Here is a 20133-nt window from a genome sequence, read left to right on the forward strand (position 1 = left end):
GATAATCGCGTCTTCCTTATTATCAGTATAATATCCCCGGCGAACACCTACGGAGCGGAATCCCTTCTTCTCGTACAGCCGTTGGGCAATCACATTGGACGGTCGCACCTCAAGCGTCATCCGGACCGCACCGTAGAAGCTCGCGGTTCTCTGCATTTCTGTCAGAAGCCGCTCTCCAAGCTTGCGTCCGCGGTACTTCTCCCGAATAGCAATATTAGTGACGTGCGCCTCTTCCAGAATAAGCCACATCCCGCCGTAACCGGCAATCTCCCCGTCATGCTCAATCACAAGATACTGAGCGAACTGATTGCTGGCAAGCTCGTTCTCAAACGCCCCGGCTGTCCAAGGCGTCGTAAACGACTCCCGTTCGATCTCACAGATGACCGGGATATCCTCATCCCGCATCGCTCTAAACTGCACGGCATTTTCAGGGATAGGTTCCGTTACATGCTTACGTTCCATGGCGGACTGTCCTCCTCTACGATCGTTTGGCGAGAAGCTTGGCTTCGGCCTCTGCCAGCTGCGTATAGTTCGGAACCAACCCGTGAACATCCTCGGTTTCCCCCCGCTCCCATCGAATACGACCGAGCTCGGCGATATGGCGGGCCCGCAAGCCGTGAACTGTTTCCTCCACACATCCCGTACTACGGGATGCGAACGATCGAATCGCCTCCGAATGCTGTTCCAGCTCTCCGGTAAACACGATCCTGCCCGGTTTGCGTTCAGCTGCAAGCTGCAGCAGTTCCTCCGTCCAAGCGGCAGTAAGCCGGATGCTGTCGGGAACCGCACAACTCCAACCGGAAGGCCCCGCTTCGTATAAAGCCGTGAACGCCTGACCCCTCCGCGCATCGATGAGCGGAATCAGCCACATCGTCTCCCCGGACTTAATCGTCTCGCCCAAAACGCGATCCATCCCGCCCAATCCGCCTTCATGGACCTCCACCGTTTCCTCGGCCAAGCCGAACGATACTCCGCTCACGGCTGCTTCCGCCCCTCCGAGCGCCATGGCTTCCAATGAAGACACTCCGAGCAGCCCCAGCTTATGCGTCCATGCAAACGTCTTGGCTACCGTCACCCCGATGCGTACCCCGGTGTAAGATCCCGGACCGACACCCACGGCAAACCCGTCAAGCTCCATCGGCCTTACACCGGCCTCCGCCATCAGACGCTGCAGCATGGGTACTAAGTACAGTGAATGATTTCTCTCCGCTCTCGACGTAATCTCTCCCACAAGCACATCACCACGGGTCAGTGCTGTTGTCATGCAAGCCGTAGATGTATCCACAGAAAGCATTAGCTTGGCATTTTGATATGTTTGATCCGTTCCCGTTCTAGTCATCATATATATCCGTTCTCCTTCAGCTTCAGGCACCATTCTTCGTAAGGAGCGCCATAGGGAATCAACTGGAATCGCCGACCCTCCGCTCCGTCATGCTCGATCCGCAGAGCCAGCCGCTCGGGCGGCAGCAGCTCCTCGATGATGGATGCCCATTCGATCAGCGTCACTCCCTGACCGTAAAAATAGTCGTCCAACCCGAGCTCGTCTGCCTCCTCTACAGTCAAGCGGTATACATCCATATGGTAAAAAGGGAGCCGCTCCCCTTCATATTCTTTAATGATAGTAAAGGTAGGACTGTTTACAATTCCCTTTACACCAAGCGATTTGGCCACCGATTGGGAGAACGTTGTTTTCCCTGCTCCCAAATCCCCGTCCAACGTCAGTACCGTGCCGGGAATAAACAACGAAGCCAAGTGTTCCGCAAGCTGAGACGTATCCCCCACGCCGCGAGAAATATATTCATATAAGGGCATGATTCAAACCTCCGTCTCTTTCAGCTGCCAAAATGATTGTACCCCCGTTTGCCCAGAGGTACCACACTGCCGCCGCTATGCACCAGTCGAACGCCTTGATGCTCTGCATTGACATAACCGATTAGATAAAGCGGCAGTCCCGCTGCCTGAAACGTCATCTGCAGCTCCAGGAAATGCTCGGCAGGGGCCGTTCCAACTAGTTGATAGTCTTCGCCACCGTACAAGATATAGTCCAGCGGGTCTTTGTTTACCCTCATAGCATACGTTAACAGTTCTTCCGCAACGGGAATTCGATCCTTGATCAGATCGATCCCGACGCCGGAGGCTTCGGCAATCTCCCAAGCTTCGCTGGCCAATCCATCGCTCACGTCATTCAGCGCATGACGAAGCCCCGACCGCCGGAGCAGCTCTCCAGCTTTTACTTGAGGCTCGGGTCGGCAGTGTGCTTGCACCAGCGACCGGTAGGTCTCCAATTCAGGCAAAGCCTCCCATGCGTCGGATGGTTGTCCGAGCCCGAGCAAATACTCCAATCCTGCGGCAGATCGGCCCAAATGACCTGTGGCAAAAACAACGTCGCCAGCGCGCGCCGCGGACCTCAGCAGCGCTTTGTCCGCTTCGGTTTCACCGATGACCGTAACCGTTAGAGTAACCCCTCCGGCACTTGAAGTGGTATCCCCTCCTACGATCGCAACGCCGTAGCGAGACGCGCAATCATATAATCCTTCATACATCGCATGAACCCGCTCTACCGGCGTACCCTTCGGCATGCTGAGAGCGATCAGCGCAAACCGCGGCGTTCCGCCCATGGCGGCAATATCACTTACAGATGATGCCATAGCCTTATACCCGACGTCCGTATCCCGCATCGTTACGCGCTTAAAATGGATTTCTTCCGTCATCGTATCGCAAGTCAGAATCAACCTGCTTCCATTCGAGACATGAACTACGGCCGCATCGTCGCCAATTCCCGTTTCTACGCCGCTCTCCTTCTGGAAAGCAGCCGATTGCTTACCGCCGGTCAGCAGTCGAATCAAGGCAAATTCCTCGATCGAGCTCAAAGCCATCCGCCTCCGCTTATGTTTTGACCATTATTATAGCCCTACCGTCTTTCCGTAGCAACAAAAAAGCTTTCCCTTGCGCCTCCTCCCCCCTGAAAAGGTGGCAGATGCTTAGGGAAAGCTCTTCCTTCACTTCACTTCCTGAAGCTCCTTCACCGGTACCACACGGGTATCAGCTGGTTGATGCTCCGCATGTACCTTTGCGGTTTCCTCCTCCGCATTGATACTGTCAATCCATACGGATACTCCGTTCAGCTCTACGTCAAATTTCTCATCCGCACTCAAAATTTGCTGCGCACGATACAGATTCATTTCGCATCACCACCGTCCATAACCGACTCCGGATGATCCATCGTATCGGTGGTGCTCTCCTCGATCAATCCGTTATGCGCACTGACCGTGCCGCCTCCCAGACCTTCGTTAATCATACGGTCGATATCCATAAAGCTGCTGTCCCGTCCTTCATGCGTTGTATCGCTCGTGTAATTCCCACCTGACGTATTAGCATCCGTCAACGTCGTTCCCTCCCATATCTATAGATAAGGTTGGCGCCTTTATGTCCGAACGCCACCCGTCTCCTATAGGATGTCCCAACCGCACAGGACTCCATACAACCAAGTCCAGGGCTTCATGAATCCCGCTCCATTTGCACATACTATGATAAAAGAGGACCCTAATCCCTTGGGAGGTATCCATCATGCATACAGTCTGGAAAGGCGCCATCAGCTTTGGTTTGGTACACGTACCTGTAAAGATGTTCTCCGCCACCGAAGACAAAGACATCTCCATGCGAATGATTCATAAAGAGTGCAATACCCCGCTAAATTTCGTGCGCAAATGCCTGCATTGCGAGCGTGATGTGGAATGGGCAGAAATTGCCCGAGGCTACGAATACGAGCCTGGCTCCTTTGTACTTTTTGAAAAGGATGAACTGGAGAATTTAACCGGCGAGGTGACGAAGGAAATCAAAATTCTTGACTTTGTCGATCTCTCCGACATTGATCCCATTTATTATCAGAAAACGTATTTTCTCTCCCCTAATGAAACTGGCGCCGGCGCATATAACCTGCTGCTCGAAGCGATGAGGCAAACCGGTAAAATCGGTATCGCCAAAGTGTCAATCCGTTCCAAAAGCAGTCTGGCCGCCATTCGGATCATCGACCGATGCATAGCGATGGAGACCATATTTTATCCTGATGAAATCCGTTCAGTTGAGCAGGTGCCCGGCTTGCCGGAGCAAATCAGCGTGAACGAGAAAGAGCTGGACATGGCCAAATTGCTCATTAACCAGCTTTCGACGGAATTCGAACCGGAAAAATATAAGGATGATTACCGCGCCGCAGTGCTGCAGGCGATCGAACAAAAAATATCCGGACAGCAGATACGGGTTGCGCCGGAGCAGCACAAAACCAATGTGATTGACCTGATGTCGGCGCTCCAGGCCAGCTTGGAGGCTGTAAAGCCGGTGACGACCGACCCCACGCCTGCTGCTGCAGCGGGCAAGCCTAAAGCGACCGGCAAAGGAAAAAGCAAAGCCAAAGCTAGGGTAAAAGAAACTGTCGGTTCCTAAATGAGCATTTCTTCAAACACCAAGGTTACTGTCGTGCGAAGTTACGCGGCGGTAGCCTTTTTAATGGATGAACTCTTGTTTATTCTATAGAGACCGCATTGCGCTCTTCGCAGGCCGCTTTTTTCATATGGCTAAGCTCATGCTCGAATTTTCCCTCAATCCTTTTCCTGCTTCCGTACAAAATGATCATATCCCCTTCATGAATAAACAAATTGCGAAGGCGGGGATTGCGAATTTTCTCATGTCCTCTTTGAATTAATAAAACCAAAATATCCTCTTCAGGCCCGATGATGTCATCCAGCTTTTGATCCGAAAACTTAGAATCCCTGCAAATCTCGACTTGGGTGATCCAATCATCGTCTCCCGTATATAAAACCTCTTGAAGCGGCAGTTCGTGTAATGCAAACTCCTCTTGGAGACGCCCATGAAACACACGGGTTAGTTTATGATGAATCGCTTTGATTTTAACCAATCCCAAGACCAATCCGAAGCAAAGCGAGACCCCCAGCAGCTGCGGAACACGGAAGCTTTCCGCCATCATATTGCTAATCGTTGAGATGATAACAGCCAAAGAAAAAACGCCGAACAAGATAAGAAACACAGCAATATTCCGACGAACGGGATGCCGCAGAATCAATTCCGATTCCTTGGTGGTGAAGCCGGTCGCTGTCAGCATAGAAACCGCCTGAAATCTGGCAATCTCCTTCTTGAGCCCGCTTATAACAAAAAGCTCTGCCGAGATTTCCAGCACGATAACAATAAATACGAAATAAATCAAAATAAAGAGGAAGCCCACATCTATGCCCCTCCTTTGTCAGAGATTTCTTGACCATATTTACCACTACTGCGCCGATATGAACCTTTTTAGCTGATTGGCACTCGCTCAAAAAGTGTATTAATAAGTAAAAAAGGAGATCTGTTCATGATTCAAGCCCTTGAAGAAAAGCAACTCCAATCCGCTATTTTCCAGTTCGTGTTCCCCTTCTCGCTCAACAGCAATTGCCAAAGCAAGCTAAAGCTTCAGCTCAACCAGGATGGCTATGAGTTTTTCCATCTTAAAAAGGAGCATCTCGAGGCCGCTTACTATGGACCGGGCCATCGTGTGTCACACCGCAATTTGGAACGCTACTATTTACCGTTTGCCAGCAACATCATGTTCCCGCATGAGGAGAACGACCAATCATTTCAGCGGTATTCCAAACGACTGGATTTGACTTGTAAGCTGGAAACCGTGCATACGTCCTCCATGTTTCAGGTTCATTCGGCGGATGTTTTACTTGCGCCCTTCGATCTCGGATTCATTACCATTCGAACGGAATTATCGGGTGAGGATTTAACGTATACACAAGCACTGGAATTTGCTAGCCGGTTCCGGACGCTCCAAAATTTAAAAGCGGTTGATGATAGCACAAGAATTGTGTGGGAAGAGCAAACCTTCGAGGAAACGGAGCCGTTTATTTTTAACGCCATTGTACCGGGCATGCTGCCATTCTTGGATACGGCCGATTTGAAAGAGACTTATTTTGAGAAGCTTCCGTTTTTCGTGGATGAAAGCATGTATGTACAAGCGTTTATTGCTTTTGCAGAGGAGACGGACATCCGTCCAGAGGATCAGTACCGCGCAGCTCGAATGGATGGGATGGATTCGGAAGGAAAGCCGTATATCAGCTCAACCAACCTTGAATATATCCAAAGGTACTGTCAAAAGCACATATATGACCGATGGGGACCTGATACTTATTACACTATTGACGAAACCTCTTTCGTCTGTTTGACGATACACCAATCCGATGTGGCCGTGAAGCTGGCTAACCACATGTATGGCGAATATTATTACGGACTGCTGATGAACTTATTTCAAAAAATCGTGCTGCTGCTGCTGTCCAAGCAATATTCTCATGTGCAGCTGGACCAAAATCCGAAGGAGATTGAGGACCTGATTCGCTCCATCACAACCTTTTCCGCCAAATATTACTTTCTGGAGGTCGTTTCACAGCCCCAAGGAAAAGAAATATTCAATAAATTGCGGGTACAATTGGAGATCGACGATTTGTACGAAGATGTCAAGCAAACGCTAGCCGATTTATTTAAATATCAAGGCAATTTCACATCCAAGCGGTCCAACTATTTGCTGCAGATTCTTACGATTTACACCGTGATCAGCGGTATCTATGGAATGAATCAAGTCATTGAAGACTTTAAAGCTCCCATCCAGTGGGAAAAAGTCGCAGAGTATTCCGTCTTCGAATACATCGCATTGACTGTCGGAGCAACGGGCATTGGCATCTCTTTCGTGCTAGGCGTCTTGGCGCTGATTCATTTGATCGGTGACCTGAAAAAGAAGATTCGGTCATGACAGGCGGTGCTGCGCCATCACAACGTTCCGTCAAACACGCACGCCTCAGGGGGCACATCGACAAAAGCCTGTATGGAGGGCTGCCTTAAGGTGCGTCCCTCTTGCCATCTCCATTCCGCAAACTGAAGCTTGACCGCAAGCCCAGGCTTCACCCAATAAGCCCCTTTCATTTCCGGATGCTCATTATTAAAGGGCTTATCCGTGATCGTGGCCGGCTTCAGCTTGGCCGTTAACTCAACCCAATCGGACTTCTTCAGCTTGCCGGTTCCGACATGACCGATATACAATAACTTTCCTTCAGGATTGTACACCCCGACTAGCACGGCATTCACGATGCCTCCGTTTAACGTATAACCCCCGATGACAGCTATGATGTCCCCATAATTTTTGACCTTAACCCATCGTCTGTCTTTCCCGTTAATGCTGTACGTGCTGTGAAGCTCCTTGCTGACAATTCCCTCCATCCCCTGCTGCTGCATCAATTGAAAAAGAGCTTCACCGTCCGGGTACGAAGGCACAATCTGAACCATGGGGCTCGGAGCAATCATTTGGCTCAGCAGCTCCAACCGGCTGCTTAGCGTTCTGTCCAAAACCCACTCACCGTCATAATACAACAAATCGAAGATCATATAGACTGCGGACACATGCTTCATAGCATATGGCACACGATCCAGTCTACGTATGCCGTCCCGCTTCATGACCTCATGAAACGAGGGCTTTCCGTCCGTGCCCAGAGCGATGATCTCCCCGTCCAAAATAACAGAATCCGCCCGGCAATACTCACGTATATCGGTAAGCTCAGGATACTGATAGGTTCTTTCATTCAATTTACGATTATATAAACGGCACTGCTGTCCATCGTAGTAAGTCAACATGCGGACGCCGTCCCATTTGACTTGATGAATCCACCGGTCCCCGGAAGGAACTTGGCTATCGGACACCGGCTCAAAAGGAATAACAGGTTTCATCGGGCACATCCCAGCCACCGCCTACCTTTCTTCAATGGATACAATGCCCCAATGCGCGAGAAGCTATGAATACTGCTCAAGAAGGAAGTGACGCCACCCATGCCCGTGACATCAAAGCATCAAAGAACAAAAGGAACCCTCGTCGTGGAGGGCCATGAATTGACCATTACCAATCCCGACAAGCCCCTTTGGCCGGAGAAAGGGATCACCAAAGCCATGTATTTGGAGAAGTTGGTACAACTCTCACCCTACTTGCTGACCTACTGCAGAAATCGTTATTTAACGACCATCCGTTTCCCTCATGGCTGGAACGATAAATCGTTTTACCAGAAAAATGCACCGGAGCCTACACCCGATTTTGTGAAAACCGCAGCACTCGAATCAATTCATTACGTGCATCTCGACTCTCTGCCGACGCTTCTGTGGCTTGGGAATTTAGCCGCTCTGGAGTTTCATCCCTCCTTCCACCGGATAGGAGAGACGCTGCCCGCCGAATGGCTGATCGATATTGATCCGAGCGTCGACCCTGAGCCGCGCATCATGGAGGCCGCGGAAATCATCGGAGACATTCTCCATGGCATGAACATCAAGTCCGTGCCCAAAACCTCTGGAGCCACCGGCGTGCAAATTTACGTTCCGATCCCTCCAGAGCGCGGGTATACGTTCGAGGAGCTGCGAAGTATCGGGCAGTTCGTCGCCTCTTATGCGGTACAGAAGCACCCGAAGCTGTTTACAGTGGAACGGCTGAAAAAGGATCGCGATACTTTGATATACATCGACTACCTGCAGCATTGGTACGGTAAAACACTCTCCGCTCCCTATACGCCCCGTGCCCGCAAGGATGCTACCGTCTCGACACCGCTTACCTGGGAGGAGGTGACCTTGCGCTGCGATCCGCGCGACTTCCACTTGCTGAACATCATCGAACGCCTGCAGCACAAAGGGGACCTGATAGCTCAGCTCCCCCCGCAAAATCTCGATCACGTGTTGTCGTTTATACGCAAATGAAGCACAGAAGACGAGCTCCTGCTCCAAAGCTTCTCCCCCTCTCAGCACGAACGGTTTCTTTAAAACAGTTCCACCTGAGCGAGGGAGATCATGGCCAAAGTGGCTTTGAACGCTAATCCTATACCCGTAAGGCGAGCGAGACCCTAAAACAGCGGCGACAGCATCCGCCCTATAACCTCCTTGGCTTTCTGCCAGCGGGACCGCTTCTCGAATGCATCCAGCTTCACCTCGCGGCAATCCTTCAGGTCAAGCAAGAAATCGGACTCCAGCCGCTGCAGCGTTTCCTTATCAAACACCACGGCGTTCAGCTCGAAATTATTGTAAAAGCTTCGCATGTCCATATTAGCCGTCCCCACGGTTCCAAGCAAATCGTCCATCAGCATCACCTTGGCGTGAACAAACCCTTTTTGATAAGCGTAAAATCGGACTCCAGCCTGCAATAATTCTTCAAAATAAGACATCGAAGCATAATTCACAATACGGGAGTCGGACTTCTGAGGGTAAATAATACGAACGTCAACTCCGCTGATCGCCGCCGTCTTGAGTCCCATACAGAGGCTGGCGTCCGGGATAAAATATGGCGTTGTGATATAGATCCTTTTTTTCGCCGCCGTGATCGCTCCAAAATACATTTCCAGAATAGCGTCCCAGTGCGCATCGGGTCCGCTGTCTATGATCTGCGCCGGCTTCCGGCCGCAGCAATCATGCTCGGGGAATAGGCTTGCGTCCGTAAGACGATGACCGCTGACAAACAACCAATCGATCGAAAACGTATGCTGCAGGGAATACACCGCATCGCCCTCCAGCTTTAAATGGGTGTCCCGCCAAAACCCAAGCTTTGGGTTGCCCCCCAAATATTCATCTCCGATATTGATACCGCCAAGGAACCCTGTGAGTCCATCGACCACCACGATTTTACGATGATTTCTGTAATTCATCCGCTTATTGAAGAATGCGATCATAGCCGGCAAAAAAAAGTACACTTCGCAGCCAGCCTGCTTCAGCTCTTCAACAAACATGCTGCTCAATTGGTAGCTGCCGATTCCGTCAAAAATACAGCGAACTTTTACACCCTCCCGCGCCTTGCGGATCAAGATATCTTGAAATTGTTTTCCCGTCTCGTCATCACGGATGGTATAAAATTCAAAATGAATGTGATCTCTTGCCTGCTCCATCGCCTCGAGCATCGCCGGGTAGGCCGCGCTGGCATTGGTCAGCACTTCGACCTCGTTGCGGTACGTGATTTGCGAGCCGGGAATATTGTTCAACAGCGTGAACAATCTTGGCTCATGCCTCCATCCTTTGAAGCTCTCTTCATCCCAATCCGGGTCTGACGCTTTTTGTTTTTTCCCTACATGACGAATATCGTTTATCGGGCGCAACCCTTTACGCCGCACCTTTCTTCTCCGGGTGTATTCTTTTGCCAGAAAATAGTACATGACAAAACCCACGACCGGAATAATAAACAAAATAATAAGCCAGGCCATCGCTTTGGACGGATGCCGAAACTCACTGATCAGAATGGTTAATATCTGCAGAATGAACAACAACAACGCAATGACAAGCCACAGCAAGCTAGCCCCCCCTTACCGATACGTTTCTATCTTTTACCTGTCTGTACGGACCTATTCCCCCTGATTGTAACCAGCTGAAACAAGATTGTCATAATTTTTCGCATTTGGAGAAAAATATACCGGACACCCCCCGGCAAAGCTTGGGTAGTATTCGGTGGGGAAGGGAGGTCGTTACGGTGATGATGAAAAGCAACCGTAAAAAAATAAAGGCAAAAGATGAGAACCGGCTGCAAAAACTGGATTTCCATTTTCTCGACGAGCTCCGCTCCGTGCCGGTGTTCCTGAATCTTGAGGAGAATAAGCAATATTTGAAAGAGCTGTTCAAGGACAGCTCCGATTTTGTTATTCGTGAATTTAAGCTCGAGCAAAGCTTGGATGCTATTCTATTCTTCGTTGACGGCATGACCAATACCGAGCTCGTCAATGAAGCCATGAAGTCGCTCATGATTCTAGAGGGTGATGAGCAGCTTATCGATAACATCTCGAAATCGGTGCTCCCGGTTTCACAAATCCAGAAAGCGAACAACTATGCGGATCTGCTGCTATCGGTGCTCGGCGGGGACACGGGACTGATCGTCGACCGGAATAATGAAGCTCTGCTGCTGGGCATTCGGGGGGCGGAGAAACGTTCGATCAACGAGCCGGAGACGGAGACCGTGGTGCGCGGGCCTAGAGAAGGCTTTGTTGAAAATTTACGGACCAACACCTCCATGATCCGCCGCAAGCTCAAAACACCGCACCTGAAGATGAAGCCGATGACGATCGGGCGCAAAAGCAATACTAGTGTCGTAATCACTTATTTGGAGGATCTGGCGGACCCTAAGATCGTCGAAGAGGTCATCGGACGCCTGGAGAAAATCGATATAGACGCCATCTTGGAATCGGGCTATATCGAGGAGCTGATTCAGGACTCAGCCTATTCACCGTTTCCACAAGTGCAGTATACGGAACGGCCGGACACGGTAGCGGCCGCTCTGCTCCAAGGGCGGGTAGGCATCATGATGGACGGAACACCATTCGTACTTATCGTACCGTTCGTGTTCGCGGAAATCATGCAAGCCGGCGAGGATTACTACGAACGGTTTCAAATCGCTACGCTGTTAAGGTGGCTGCGCTATTTTTTCATGATCCTCTCGCTGCTGACACCTGGCTTGTACGTAGCCATTACAACCTACCATCAGGATTTGCTGCCGACTACGCTTCTTCTCTCCGTCGCTGCGGCCCGCGAAGCCATTCCTTTTCCAGCTGTAGTAGAGGCTTTTATCATGGAGGTTACCTTCGAAGCGCTGCGAGAAGCCGGCATCCGTCTGCCGAAGGCGGTCGGCTCGGCCGTCAGTATCTTAGGAGCGTTAGTCGTCGGTCAAGCTGCCGTGCAGGCGGGGATCGTCTCCGCTCCAATGGTTATTGTGGTTTCCATTACAGGGATCGCCTCATTCACCATCCCGAGGTTTAACGGGGCGATCGCCATCCGGATGCTGCGGTTTCCTATCATTATCGCCGCTGCGCTGTTCGGCATGTACGGCATTATGATCTCCGTTCTTCTCATCATAGGTCACATGGCAAACTTGCGCTCATTCGGCGTTCCCTACTTGTCGCCGATCGGTCCATTGTCAGCAAGTGACCTGAAGGACGTTGTCATCCGCTCGCCTTGGTGGGCGATGAAGGAGCGATCGGCTTATATGCCACTGCAGGATCAAAAGAGAATGGGAGAAGCGCTGCCTCAGGAAATTATGGAACAGGCCGGTCAGAAAGGAAAAGAAATTGAACACGAGTCCACAGAGGTGAAAACGGAATGAGAAAAGCTCTAACCCGACTGCCTCTCCTGATGCTAGCGCTGCTTTCCCTTTCCGGCTGCTGGGATCGGACGGAAATCAACGACCTGGCTTTTATACTCACCACAGCCATTGATCTAGAAGAGGACGGCTCCATTCGTTACAGCGTGCTCGTCCCCCTCCCTGGCTCGATGGGAGGAGCTTCCGGCGGCGGAGGCGGTACGGCTGGCGATAAAAGGTATTACATCGATTCGGAGGTCGGGGATACATTCAGAGACGCACAGGCTAAGCTGCAGAAGAGAATGTCCAGACGAATGTTCCTAGCCCACCGCAGAACGCTCGTGGTTGGTGCAGAATACGCCAAAAAAGGGATTCGAGATCTATTTGACGCCTCGGCTCGTGCGGCTGAAAGCCGGATGTCCACTTATTTAATCGTCTCCAAGGGGAAAGCGTATGAGCTTCTGCAAGCGAATCCGCAGTTTGAAATGTTTCCTTCCGAGGCGATCCGGGAGCTAGTGAAAGCGAGAACCGTTATCGATATGAACATCAAGGACATTGCTTTATCGCTCAGCACCCCCGGCAGCGACCCGGTGGTTGTATATCTTGGCGTAAAAGAATCTGAAGAAAGCAGCAAGCGATCGAAAGAAGTCGAATTTATCGGTTATTCTCAGTTTAGGGATGACAAAATGGTCGGCACTCTGGAAGGGCGTTCCGCAGTCGGATTGGCTCTGCTAAAAAACGAATCCGTGACTTCATATGTCACCATCCCCTTAGAGGAGAAAAAGCAAATTACCGCCAGCATTTATGAGAGCCGCAGCAGGATAAAAACAAAACTTACAGGCGGCAAGCTCACCTATGACATTAAGGTGGAGACCAAATCCAAGGTTGTTGAGAGCACCGACTATTACGATCTTAGCCAAAAGAAAAAAATCGATAAGGTGGAGCAGTTGATTGCGGCCCATTTGAAAAATTCTATAGAAGAGACCTTGAAAAAAGAGATAAATAAAGAGGCCGATTCCGCAAATTTTGGATCACACTTATGGAGAACCTACCCGAGGGTGTGGAAGCAAACATACGAGAAAGATTGGCCGCAAGGGCTAAAAGAAGCCGAATTCCACATCCACGTCAAAAACACGCTTTCGGAGACTGGACTGATCTTTGAGAATGTGACAAAAGGGGGGAGCAGCAAATGAACAACCAATTTCTGGTTTGTTTTGCGCTGCTAATGCTGGTTCTTCTATTCCTGGATGTCAAACGCTGGCCGCATCAATCCAAAGATGTAAAACGAACATATGTTTTGCTCTATGCCGCTGTGTTTGCTCTCTATATTAGCGTGATGTTTGGCTATACCCCCCCGATGCCGACGCAGTATTTTGTTGAAACGGTGTCTCCATGGGTTTTCTCCATTATCCATCCGCAGTGAAAAAACGCGGCGAATGAAAGCGGGTGAATGAACAATGAAGTCCATTCAAGTCATTAATGAGCGACAATTTGCATGGTTGATCGGATCTTTGTTAGCCGGAGGAGGTCTGCTCAGCCTCCAGAATGAACTGGTCCGGACTGCACATATGGACGCTTGGTTTAGTTATCTGATCCCTACAATGTATGTTTTGCTTATCGGCTACGTGTTCGTACAGCTTAGCATGCGGTTTCCTAAAAAACATTTGTTTGAGATCATTTTCGTGCTGTTCGGGAGGCTCTTCGGCACGGTCATTAACTTGCTGCTTGTAGTGCACCTCTGGCTAATCCTAATGAGGGATTTGCGGTCTTTCGGCAAATTTATCGGTACGATTCTGCTCCCCAATACCCCGGAAGAAATACTGGTGCTGCTGCTTATGCTGGTGCTTATGTTCTACGGACGCACAAGCGTCGAAGTGATCGCCCGGGTGAATGATTTGTTTTTTCCTATTTTTTTCTTGTTGGTGCTCTTGCTGCCGTTCTTGTTATCCAACGAAGTGGACCTGCAATTAATTCAACCCATTTTATCGGTTCCGGCAATCAACTTCTGGTATGCCAACGTCCTTGGCATCGGTTGGTTCGGCGATATCTTAGTCGCAGGCGCTTTTCTGCATACGATCTGGAATGGCAAACAAGTCCAATCCGGCCTTCGACATGGGATCATGATGGCTACCCTGCTGCTGACGATCTTTCAATTTCTTCAGGTTCTCGTCCTTGGACCGAGCATTCCCGGCAATATGATCTATCCTAGTTATAGCTTGGTGCAGCAGATTCATATTACGGACTTTCTCGATCGGATCGACTTGTTCATCTTAAGCATCTGGTATCCGGTGATGGCTTGCAGGGTGATCTTAGTCTATCTGGCTTTCCTGATCGGTGTGGCCAGCCTGCTGAAGAAGAGGGATTATACGGTTCTGAACTCACCGGTTAGTCTCATTTTGCTCCTCACTACCATTCTCGCCTTTAAAAACACGACAGAGGTGTTCAGCTTCGGCAATTTCAGTTCGCCCGTCCTTGTTCTGGCCTATCAGCCTGTGCTGATGATTGCCCTCTGGATTAGGATGAGACGGTTCCCTATACGCAGCGCGGGAGAAAACCAAAACGGCTCAAAAAACGATGAGACGGGAGAAGAGCCTCGGAAGCCTCAGGACAGGCAGCGGGATCAAAGCCCAGGCAAGCATATATGGAGCCGGCTGACGAGGGCTTCCCTTCAGACGTTGGTACGGATCGGGAACCTCCTGTTTTGCCTATGTATCGGCTTCGTCATCTTAGGACTCGCCATCAGCTCGGATTACTCATTCGTCGGCATGCTCTGCGCGCTTGGCTATTGGATTTGTCTAATCGGGGTAGTCGTGACTTCGCATATGGAGATGCGACGATCCGCCCAACACTTGGTGAAGAAGCCTTCCGATTCTGTCTCCTAGCCGATTACAGCGTCTCAATGCCGATCATTTTGTTTAAGGGGACGAGTACGCAAAGCTCTTCTTCCTCTTCCGGTCTATTGACGGCCAGTTCGACAAAGTCCTGCCCGGTGCAGATCAATGCTGCTTCAAACCGATCTGCATAAAAGGTGCGAATATTCACTCTGGTTCCGGTTCCTTTACGCGGGACACCGAGCAGCACGATTTCTTGCATGGACGAAGGAACATAATAATGTTCGTCCACCCGTATGAATCGTTTGCCGACGTTATTCAGTACGCCAGGCTCGCCGTCAAAACCTGCAGCTTGCAGCGAGATTTCTTTCTTTAAGTGCAAAGCCAACCGTTCCATTACGTTCATCCGGACGGAATTTAACAATGACAAGTTCATCCCTCCACATTCAGATAAGTCTCCATACTACCTATGTGTATGAAGGAGAACGTCAAGAACAGAACCGAAAGGAGTCGTCATGAATTTCAAGTGGTTTCAAAACAAGCTGACGTTCGTTATCATTCCCGAAGCGAATGAAAGCGTGGTTCGGGTCAAGCTGTCCCGCGGCGCTCTATGGGGGGCCGCAGCCGCCTTGCTTTTGCTAGTGAGCACATCCTGCTCAATCTACCTGCATCACATGCACACCGCTGCTGCCTCGTATTTACAAAGGACGGCGCTGCACGGCAAAACGGCGAAACTCGAGCAAGACTTGCTGAGCAAAAACGCTGCGATCGAGCAGCTTCAAAATGAAATTTTTGAACTGTCCAAACAGGCGGCGGAAGTACATAACAAAATGGAAGAAATAAAGCGCCTTGAGCAGGATTTGCAGAAGCTCACGGCCGGGGCCGTCGGAAGCAGCGGATCTGCCGTTGAGACGGAAGCGCCTGTGACCAGTTCCATAGCTGCCTTTCATGGCTTAGGGGGGCCGGAATCCCCCGTCACCACCGCTGAAATCAGAGAGTTTGCAAGCGCCACAGGCGCCCGCTATACCGCGCTGCAGACGGAGATGAATGAGCTCCAGAACCGCTTTTCTACTTCCAAGAAGCTGCTGCAAGAAAAACTGGAGCGCCAGCGGCGAACGCCGAATATATGGCCTACGCATTCGCGGATCGTAACCTCTCCTTACGGCTATCGGAAAGATCCGTTTACGAAAAAGCTCAGTTTTCATCGCGGCATCGATATTGCCGGCAGGCTTGGCGATCCCGTGTATGCCGCAGCCGGGGGAATTGTGGATTCGGTAGGCTACGACAAGCTGCACGGTCACAATATTATTGTGGAGCATGCCCAAGGCTTGCGAACATGGTATATGCATTTGAACAGCTCCGATGTTCGCAAAGGGGAGCCTGTAGATAAAGGACAGCCGATCGGTAAGCTGGGAACGACCGGCCGAAGCACCGGCCCCCATCTGCACTACGAAGTGCTCATGGGTGGGAAGAGCTCGGATCCGGCACCTTACTTACCATCGTCTTCGTAGAAAGGAGATGTCTACTTCATGATTCGCTTATCCCGCAAAGGCTGTGTTCCCTCCAAATCTCACGGTGCCGTTTCGTTAATCGGAGCAGGCAGCGTCTTCGAAGGCGTTCTGCGCACTGAAGCCGATCTACGTATCGAAGGGGCGTTCAAGGGCGTCCTGCAAACATCGGGAGAAGTCGCTATCGGGGAGGAGGGCTGCGTCCGCTCTACCGAGCTTCGTGCCCGTGACGTGATTATTGCCGGCCATCTGGAAGGACGGGTTCAGGCCGACGGCTTCGTTCGCATCACCTCTACCGAAACCCTCATCGGCACGGTTCGGGCGGCCTCGCTGATGATCGAGCAGGGCGCTATTTTCCAAGGTCAGAGCGAAATGTGCGAGTCGCATCCACTGCAGGAGGAGGTGACGATCGCTATCGCCATGCTATAATGATAGGAAGCTAATAGAGAGAGTAGGAGATACATGTGAGAAAACAGACGATACTGTTTGATATGGACGATACGCTCATTTATTGCAATAAATTTTTTGATTTGGTAATCGACCAGTTTGCGGATCAGATGGAGACCTGGTTTAACGGATACCCGTTTTCCATTGAAGAAATGAAGAAAAAGCAGGCCGAAATCGATCTTGAGCGAGTGCTGGTAAGCGGCTTTTCGCCGGATCATTTTCCCCAATCGTTCATCGATACGTATGAATACTTCACAGATCTCACGGGACGTACCAAGAGCCAAGAGGAAGTCGAGCGTTTGCTTACGCTCGGCGCTTCCGTTTATGGACATAGTATTGAGCCTTATGCTTATATGGAAGAAACGCTAAGAGAACTTCAAGGGGACGGTCACGAGCTCCATCTCTACACAGGGGGCGATCCGGCGATACAAATGCGCAAAGTGACAGAGGCGGGGATTGAACGTTATTTTGCCGACCGGATTCATATTACGAGGCACAAGAACGCAGAATTCCTTAACGGATTAATCCGAGCTTACGGATTTGACCGAAGGGACACCTGGATGATTGGCAATTCCCTGCGCACCGATATCCTTCCTGCGCTGAAAAACGGCATTCACGCCATATTTATGCCTGTCGAAAGGGAATGGGCATATAATCTGGTAGAAATCGATGTTGAGCCGTCTGGCGCTTTTTTCACCTTAACATCATTAAGCCAAATTCCGGAAACGATTCGCGGGTACGCAATCTCGAAGTATGCATCAGGCTCTTAAGTCCCGGCACGATTACAAGCTCTTCCCCATACAATGTTTGGGGAGAGGAGTTGGGCGAATGAACAATACCGAAGCGGTAGAAACCGCCATGAATCGTTTGGCAAAAGGATTGCTGAAGCAGCAATCCCCGGACGGCTCGTGGCGTTTTTGCTTTGAAAACGGGATATTAACGGATGCTTATACGATCATATTATTAAGATCATTAAAGATTAACGATGAGCATCTTATACGGCGTTTAGCTTCCCGCATACTGGACAAACAAAGGCCCGAGGGCTATTGGACATGGTACCATGACGACGAAAATGGACATCTGTCGGCTACGGTCGAGGCTTATTACGCATTGCTGTTTTCGGGAGTGGCGGCTAAGACTGATGTGGTTATACAGAAGGCCAAAAGATATATCCTACGCAAAGGAGGGCTCGGGAATGTCAGCGGACTGCTCACCAAGGTGATGCTGGCCATGACCGGACAGGTTCCTTGGCCCCGGTTTAACAAAATCCCTATTGAAATCATGCTGCTCCCTTCTTCCCTCCCAATCAGCTTCCACGATTTATCCAGCTATGCTCGGGTCCATCTGGCCCCCGTTCTAGTGATGGCTGACCTCAAGTTTGCATTTCGCACCGAATCTTCACCCGATCTCTCTGACCTCTTGGTGAGCGGTCCGGGTGCTGTGATGCGGGAACCTGAGGAGGAGTCACGATGGTTTCCATTGGCTGAGGAAATTAAGGCGGGCATTCAGAAGTTCGCCCTGCTCCCTGAGGAGCTTCATCAACAGGCCTTGCAGCGCGCGGAACGCTACATGCTTGATCGGATCGAGCCGAACGGAACCCTATACAGCTATGCCTCCAGCACCTTATTGATGATCTATGCGCTGCTCGCGCTCCGATACGACACCGATCATCCTGTCATCCAGAATGCCGTACAAGGCTTGAAATCCTTAGCTTGTGAGACGGAAGGGCAGCTTCATATCCAGAATTCCCCATCCACTGTTTGGGATACAGCCCTGATCAGCCACTCGCTGCAGGAATCCGGATATTCCGCAGAACATCCGGCGATTGTCCGAGCGGATGCTTACCTTCTCTCCCGCCAGCACACAAAATCCGGAGATTGGAGCTTGAACCTCGAACACCCACTGCCGGGCGGCTGGGGCTTCTCTGATGTCAATACCATCATTCCGGATGTCGATGATACGACGGCAGCGCTAAGGGCCTTGCGTCAGACCGCTGCGCGTTCCGGCCCCCCGTTTCGTGAGGCTCGGGACCGTGGGCTGAGCTGGGTGCTGTCCATGCAGAACAAGGACGGCGGCTGGCCTGCTTTCGAGAAGGGGAAGGATCACCCCCTTCTCACCCGCCTGCCCGTCGACGGCGCCGATGCCGCGGCGATCGATCCGTCTACAGCAGACCTTACCGGGCGGACGCTGGAGTATTTAGGCAATGAAGCGGCACTTGATCTCACTCACCCGTTCGTTCTCCACGGCGCGGACTGGCTAATCCGTCATCAGAAGCCGGATGGTTCTTGGTACGGACGTTGGGGGATCTGTTATATTTACGGGACGTGGGCCGCTTTAACCGGGCTTATGGCTGTCGGCGTATCAGCGCAGCATGCCTCTGCCCAACAAGCGGCGAGCTGGCTAACCTCGATCCAAAATCCCGATGGCGGCTGGGGTGAATCGTGCCGCAGCGATCAGGTGAAGGCCTACGTCCCATTGAAGGCCAGTACCCTCTCGCAAACCGCATGGGCGCTAGATGCGCTCGTGGCCGTACACCCGGAACCCACGGACTGCATTCAGAAAGGAATTCTTGCTCTGGCGGACATGGCTCAGAGCGGGCATAACGGATGGACAGCCGAATACCCGACAGGGGCAGGACTGCCAGGCAATTTCTATACCCGCTATCACAGCTACAATTATATATGGCCGCTGCTGACGCTCGCGCATTACAAAAAAAAGTATGGTTGATCGAGAAGAACTAAGTCGGTTGATCCCGCTTATTTTACATCCAGCGCCTTGCGCGCCCTCCAAACGGATAAGTTGAACTCCGTCCACGATTCCGATTGACGATACTGGAGGCTGGCCCGAAAGCCCTCCAGAGCATCGTCCACCCCTTGTGCTTCGGGATGCCGGCGCTTAAGCTCGAGCAGATAGGGTACGGCCTCGTAGCTTAAGCTGCCCAGATAAGCCGCATCGATCTCTCCTGTTGCCTCATACCTTTGAATGTTATTGCGGGCGATCAACGCGTCGATATTAACGTAGTTCAAGGAGATATAGCTTGTCATTGCCGCAAACATATACCATTGGAACAGCGGCAAAATCTCTTTGCACGTCTGTACGATGACCAAAAGCGGTACTGCCAGCGAGTTGAGCACGAGAAGAAGAACGTTCGAATACCATACATAAGTAAGCGATAGCAGCAGCATTCCCTTTTTTGTTTCCTCTATTTTAAAAGGCTAAAAAAACACTC

At 50.9% G+C, this 20133-nt stretch carries 22 protein-coding genes (1 of these 22 running past the window's edge); 11 read left to right on the forward strand and 11 right to left on the reverse strand.

Annotated elements, in window-relative coordinates:
* From rimI to JOE45_RS13085, 6 genes are all read right to left on the reverse strand, one after another.
* A protein-coding gene (gene rimI, locus JOE45_RS13060) for a ribosomal protein S18-alanine N-acetyltransferase (RefSeq protein ID WP_210019797.1) crosses the window boundary here: on the reverse strand, positions 1 to 462 show its 5' portion. Its footprint begins 42 nt before the window's first position; 462 of the gene's 504 nt are visible here — the first part of the coding sequence; its start codon is at positions 460 to 462; its stop codon lies off the left edge, out of view.
* 16 nt (positions 463 to 478) lie between these two features.
* Positions 479 to 1342: a tRNA (adenosine(37)-N6)-threonylcarbamoyltransferase complex dimerization subunit type 1 TsaB gene (gene tsaB, locus JOE45_RS13065; RefSeq protein WP_245246943.1), complete on the reverse strand. Its 864-nt coding sequence runs from the start codon at positions 1340 to 1342 to the stop codon at positions 479 to 481.
* Positions 1339 to 1812 carry a tRNA (adenosine(37)-N6)-threonylcarbamoyltransferase complex ATPase subunit type 1 TsaE gene (gene tsaE / locus JOE45_RS13070; RefSeq protein WP_210019796.1) on the reverse strand — a complete coding sequence of 158 codons (474 nt, stop codon included), beginning with the start codon at positions 1810 to 1812 and terminating at the stop codon, positions 1339 to 1341. The genes tsaB and tsaE overlap by 4 nt, the downstream gene beginning before the upstream one ends.
* A 20-nt stretch (positions 1813 to 1832) precedes the next feature.
* Positions 1833 to 2876, reverse strand: a complete 1044-nt coding sequence (thiL, locus tag JOE45_RS13075) for a thiamine-phosphate kinase (RefSeq protein WP_210019795.1) — start codon at positions 2874 to 2876, stop codon at positions 1833 to 1835.
* A 123-nt stretch (positions 2877 to 2999) separates the two neighbouring features.
* A complete protein-coding gene (locus tag JOE45_RS13080; RefSeq protein WP_210019794.1) occupies positions 3000 to 3182 on the reverse strand; it encodes an H-type small acid-soluble spore protein in 183 nt (60 codons plus the stop codon).
* The gene (locus JOE45_RS13085; RefSeq protein WP_210023618.1) at positions 3179 to 3385 is read right to left on the reverse strand and encodes a hypothetical protein; all 207 of its coding nucleotides are present in this window, start codon (positions 3383 to 3385) and stop codon (positions 3179 to 3181) included. Before JOE45_RS13085 ends, JOE45_RS13080 begins: the two co-directional genes overlap by 4 nt.
* Before the next feature lie 182 nt (positions 3386 to 3567).
* Between JOE45_RS13085 and ku the strand changes: the two genes are divergently transcribed.
* Positions 3568 to 4440, forward strand: coding sequence for a non-homologous end joining protein Ku (gene ku, locus JOE45_RS13090; protein ID WP_210019793.1), 873 nt, complete (start codon positions 3568 to 3570; stop codon positions 4438 to 4440).
* Between the two features lie 79 nt (positions 4441 to 4519).
* Here the strand turns inward: ku and JOE45_RS13095 are convergent, their stop codons facing one another.
* Complete coding sequence (locus JOE45_RS13095) at positions 4520 to 5236, reverse strand: hypothetical protein (protein ID WP_210019792.1); 717 nt, start codon at positions 5234 to 5236, stop codon at positions 4520 to 4522.
* A gap of 126 nt (positions 5237 to 5362) precedes the next feature.
* Here JOE45_RS13095 and JOE45_RS13100 point away from each other — a divergent pair, with 126 nt between their 5' ends.
* On the forward strand, positions 5363 to 6796 hold the full coding sequence (locus tag JOE45_RS13100) for a hypothetical protein (RefSeq protein ID WP_210019791.1): 1434 nt from the start codon (positions 5363 to 5365) through the stop codon (positions 6794 to 6796).
* Between the two features lie 17 nt (positions 6797 to 6813).
* Here JOE45_RS13100 and JOE45_RS13105 read toward each other — a convergent pair whose 3' ends face one another.
* On the reverse strand, positions 6814 to 7764 hold the full coding sequence (locus tag JOE45_RS13105; protein WP_210019790.1) for an ATP-dependent DNA ligase: 951 nt from the start codon (positions 7762 to 7764) through the stop codon (positions 6814 to 6816).
* Between the two features lie 99 nt (positions 7765 to 7863).
* On the opposite strand from JOE45_RS13105, the gene ligD reads away from it, so the two are divergent.
* Complete coding sequence (gene ligD, locus JOE45_RS13110) at positions 7864 to 8772, forward strand: non-homologous end-joining DNA ligase (protein ID WP_210019789.1); 909 nt, start codon at positions 7864 to 7866, stop codon at positions 8770 to 8772.
* Positions 8773 to 8915: 143 nt separating this feature from the next.
* Here ligD and cls read toward each other — a convergent pair whose 3' ends face one another.
* Positions 8916 to 10346 (reverse strand): cardiolipin synthase, encoded by a 1431-nt coding sequence (gene cls, locus JOE45_RS13115; RefSeq protein ID WP_210019788.1) that lies wholly within the window; start codon positions 10344 to 10346, stop codon positions 8916 to 8918.
* Between the two features lie 182 nt (positions 10347 to 10528).
* Between cls and JOE45_RS13120 the strand changes: the two genes are divergently transcribed.
* The 4 genes from JOE45_RS13120 to JOE45_RS13135 are packed head-to-tail and all read left to right on the forward strand — an operon-like array spanning position 10529 to position 15000.
* On the forward strand, positions 10529 to 12142 hold the full coding sequence (locus JOE45_RS13120; protein WP_210023310.1) for a spore germination protein: 1614 nt from the start codon (positions 10529 to 10531) through the stop codon (positions 12140 to 12142).
* Positions 12139 to 13311, forward strand: a complete 1173-nt coding sequence (locus JOE45_RS13125; RefSeq protein ID WP_210019787.1) for a Ger(x)C family spore germination protein — start codon at positions 12139 to 12141, stop codon at positions 13309 to 13311. The genes JOE45_RS13120 and JOE45_RS13125 overlap by 4 nt, the downstream gene beginning before the upstream one ends.
* Positions 13308 to 13541 carry a hypothetical protein gene (locus JOE45_RS13130; RefSeq protein WP_210019786.1) on the forward strand — a complete coding sequence of 78 codons (234 nt, stop codon included), beginning with the start codon at positions 13308 to 13310 and terminating at the stop codon, positions 13539 to 13541. The genes JOE45_RS13125 and JOE45_RS13130 overlap by 4 nt, the downstream gene beginning before the upstream one ends.
* A gap of 34 nt (positions 13542 to 13575) precedes the next feature.
* Positions 13576 to 15000 carry a GerAB/ArcD/ProY family transporter gene (locus tag JOE45_RS13135; RefSeq protein WP_210019785.1) on the forward strand — a complete coding sequence of 475 codons (1425 nt, stop codon included), beginning with the start codon at positions 13576 to 13578 and terminating at the stop codon, positions 14998 to 15000.
* Positions 15001 to 15004: 4 nt separating this feature from the next.
* On the opposite strand, the gene JOE45_RS13140 is transcribed toward JOE45_RS13135, so the two are convergent.
* The gene (locus tag JOE45_RS13140) at positions 15005 to 15385 is read right to left on the reverse strand and encodes a hypothetical protein (protein ID WP_245246950.1); all 381 of its coding nucleotides are present in this window, start codon (positions 15383 to 15385) and stop codon (positions 15005 to 15007) included.
* A gap of 79 nt (positions 15386 to 15464) precedes the next feature.
* Between JOE45_RS13140 and JOE45_RS13145 the strand changes: the two genes are divergently transcribed.
* The 4 genes from JOE45_RS13145 to shc are packed head-to-tail and all read left to right on the forward strand — an operon-like array spanning position 15465 to position 19631.
* Positions 15465 to 16460 (forward strand): M23 family metallopeptidase, encoded by a 996-nt coding sequence (locus tag JOE45_RS13145; RefSeq protein WP_210019784.1) that lies wholly within the window; start codon positions 15465 to 15467, stop codon positions 16458 to 16460.
* An 18-nt stretch (positions 16461 to 16478) separates the two neighbouring features.
* Positions 16479 to 16886 carry a bactofilin family protein gene (locus JOE45_RS13150; RefSeq protein ID WP_210019783.1) on the forward strand — a complete coding sequence of 136 codons (408 nt, stop codon included), beginning with the start codon at positions 16479 to 16481 and terminating at the stop codon, positions 16884 to 16886.
* Between the two features lie 35 nt (positions 16887 to 16921).
* Complete coding sequence (locus JOE45_RS13155) at positions 16922 to 17674, forward strand: HAD family hydrolase (RefSeq protein ID WP_210019782.1); 753 nt, start codon at positions 16922 to 16924, stop codon at positions 17672 to 17674.
* A gap of 58 nt (positions 17675 to 17732) precedes the next feature.
* Entirely contained in the window at positions 17733 to 19631 is a 1899-nt protein-coding gene (shc, locus tag JOE45_RS13160; RefSeq protein ID WP_210019781.1) for a squalene--hopene cyclase, read from the forward strand.
* Between the two features lie 29 nt (positions 19632 to 19660).
* Here the strand turns inward: shc and JOE45_RS13165 are convergent, their stop codons facing one another.
* Positions 19661 to 20089 (reverse strand): DUF4153 domain-containing protein, encoded by a 429-nt coding sequence (locus JOE45_RS13165; RefSeq protein ID WP_210019780.1) that lies wholly within the window; start codon positions 20087 to 20089, stop codon positions 19661 to 19663.
* Positions 20090 to 20133: the final 44 nt, after the last annotated feature.

Origin of the sequence: Paenibacillus sp. PvR098, assembly GCF_017833255.1 — a bacterium.
GTDB lineage: Bacteria > Bacillota > Bacilli > Paenibacillales > NBRC-103111 > Paenibacillus_G.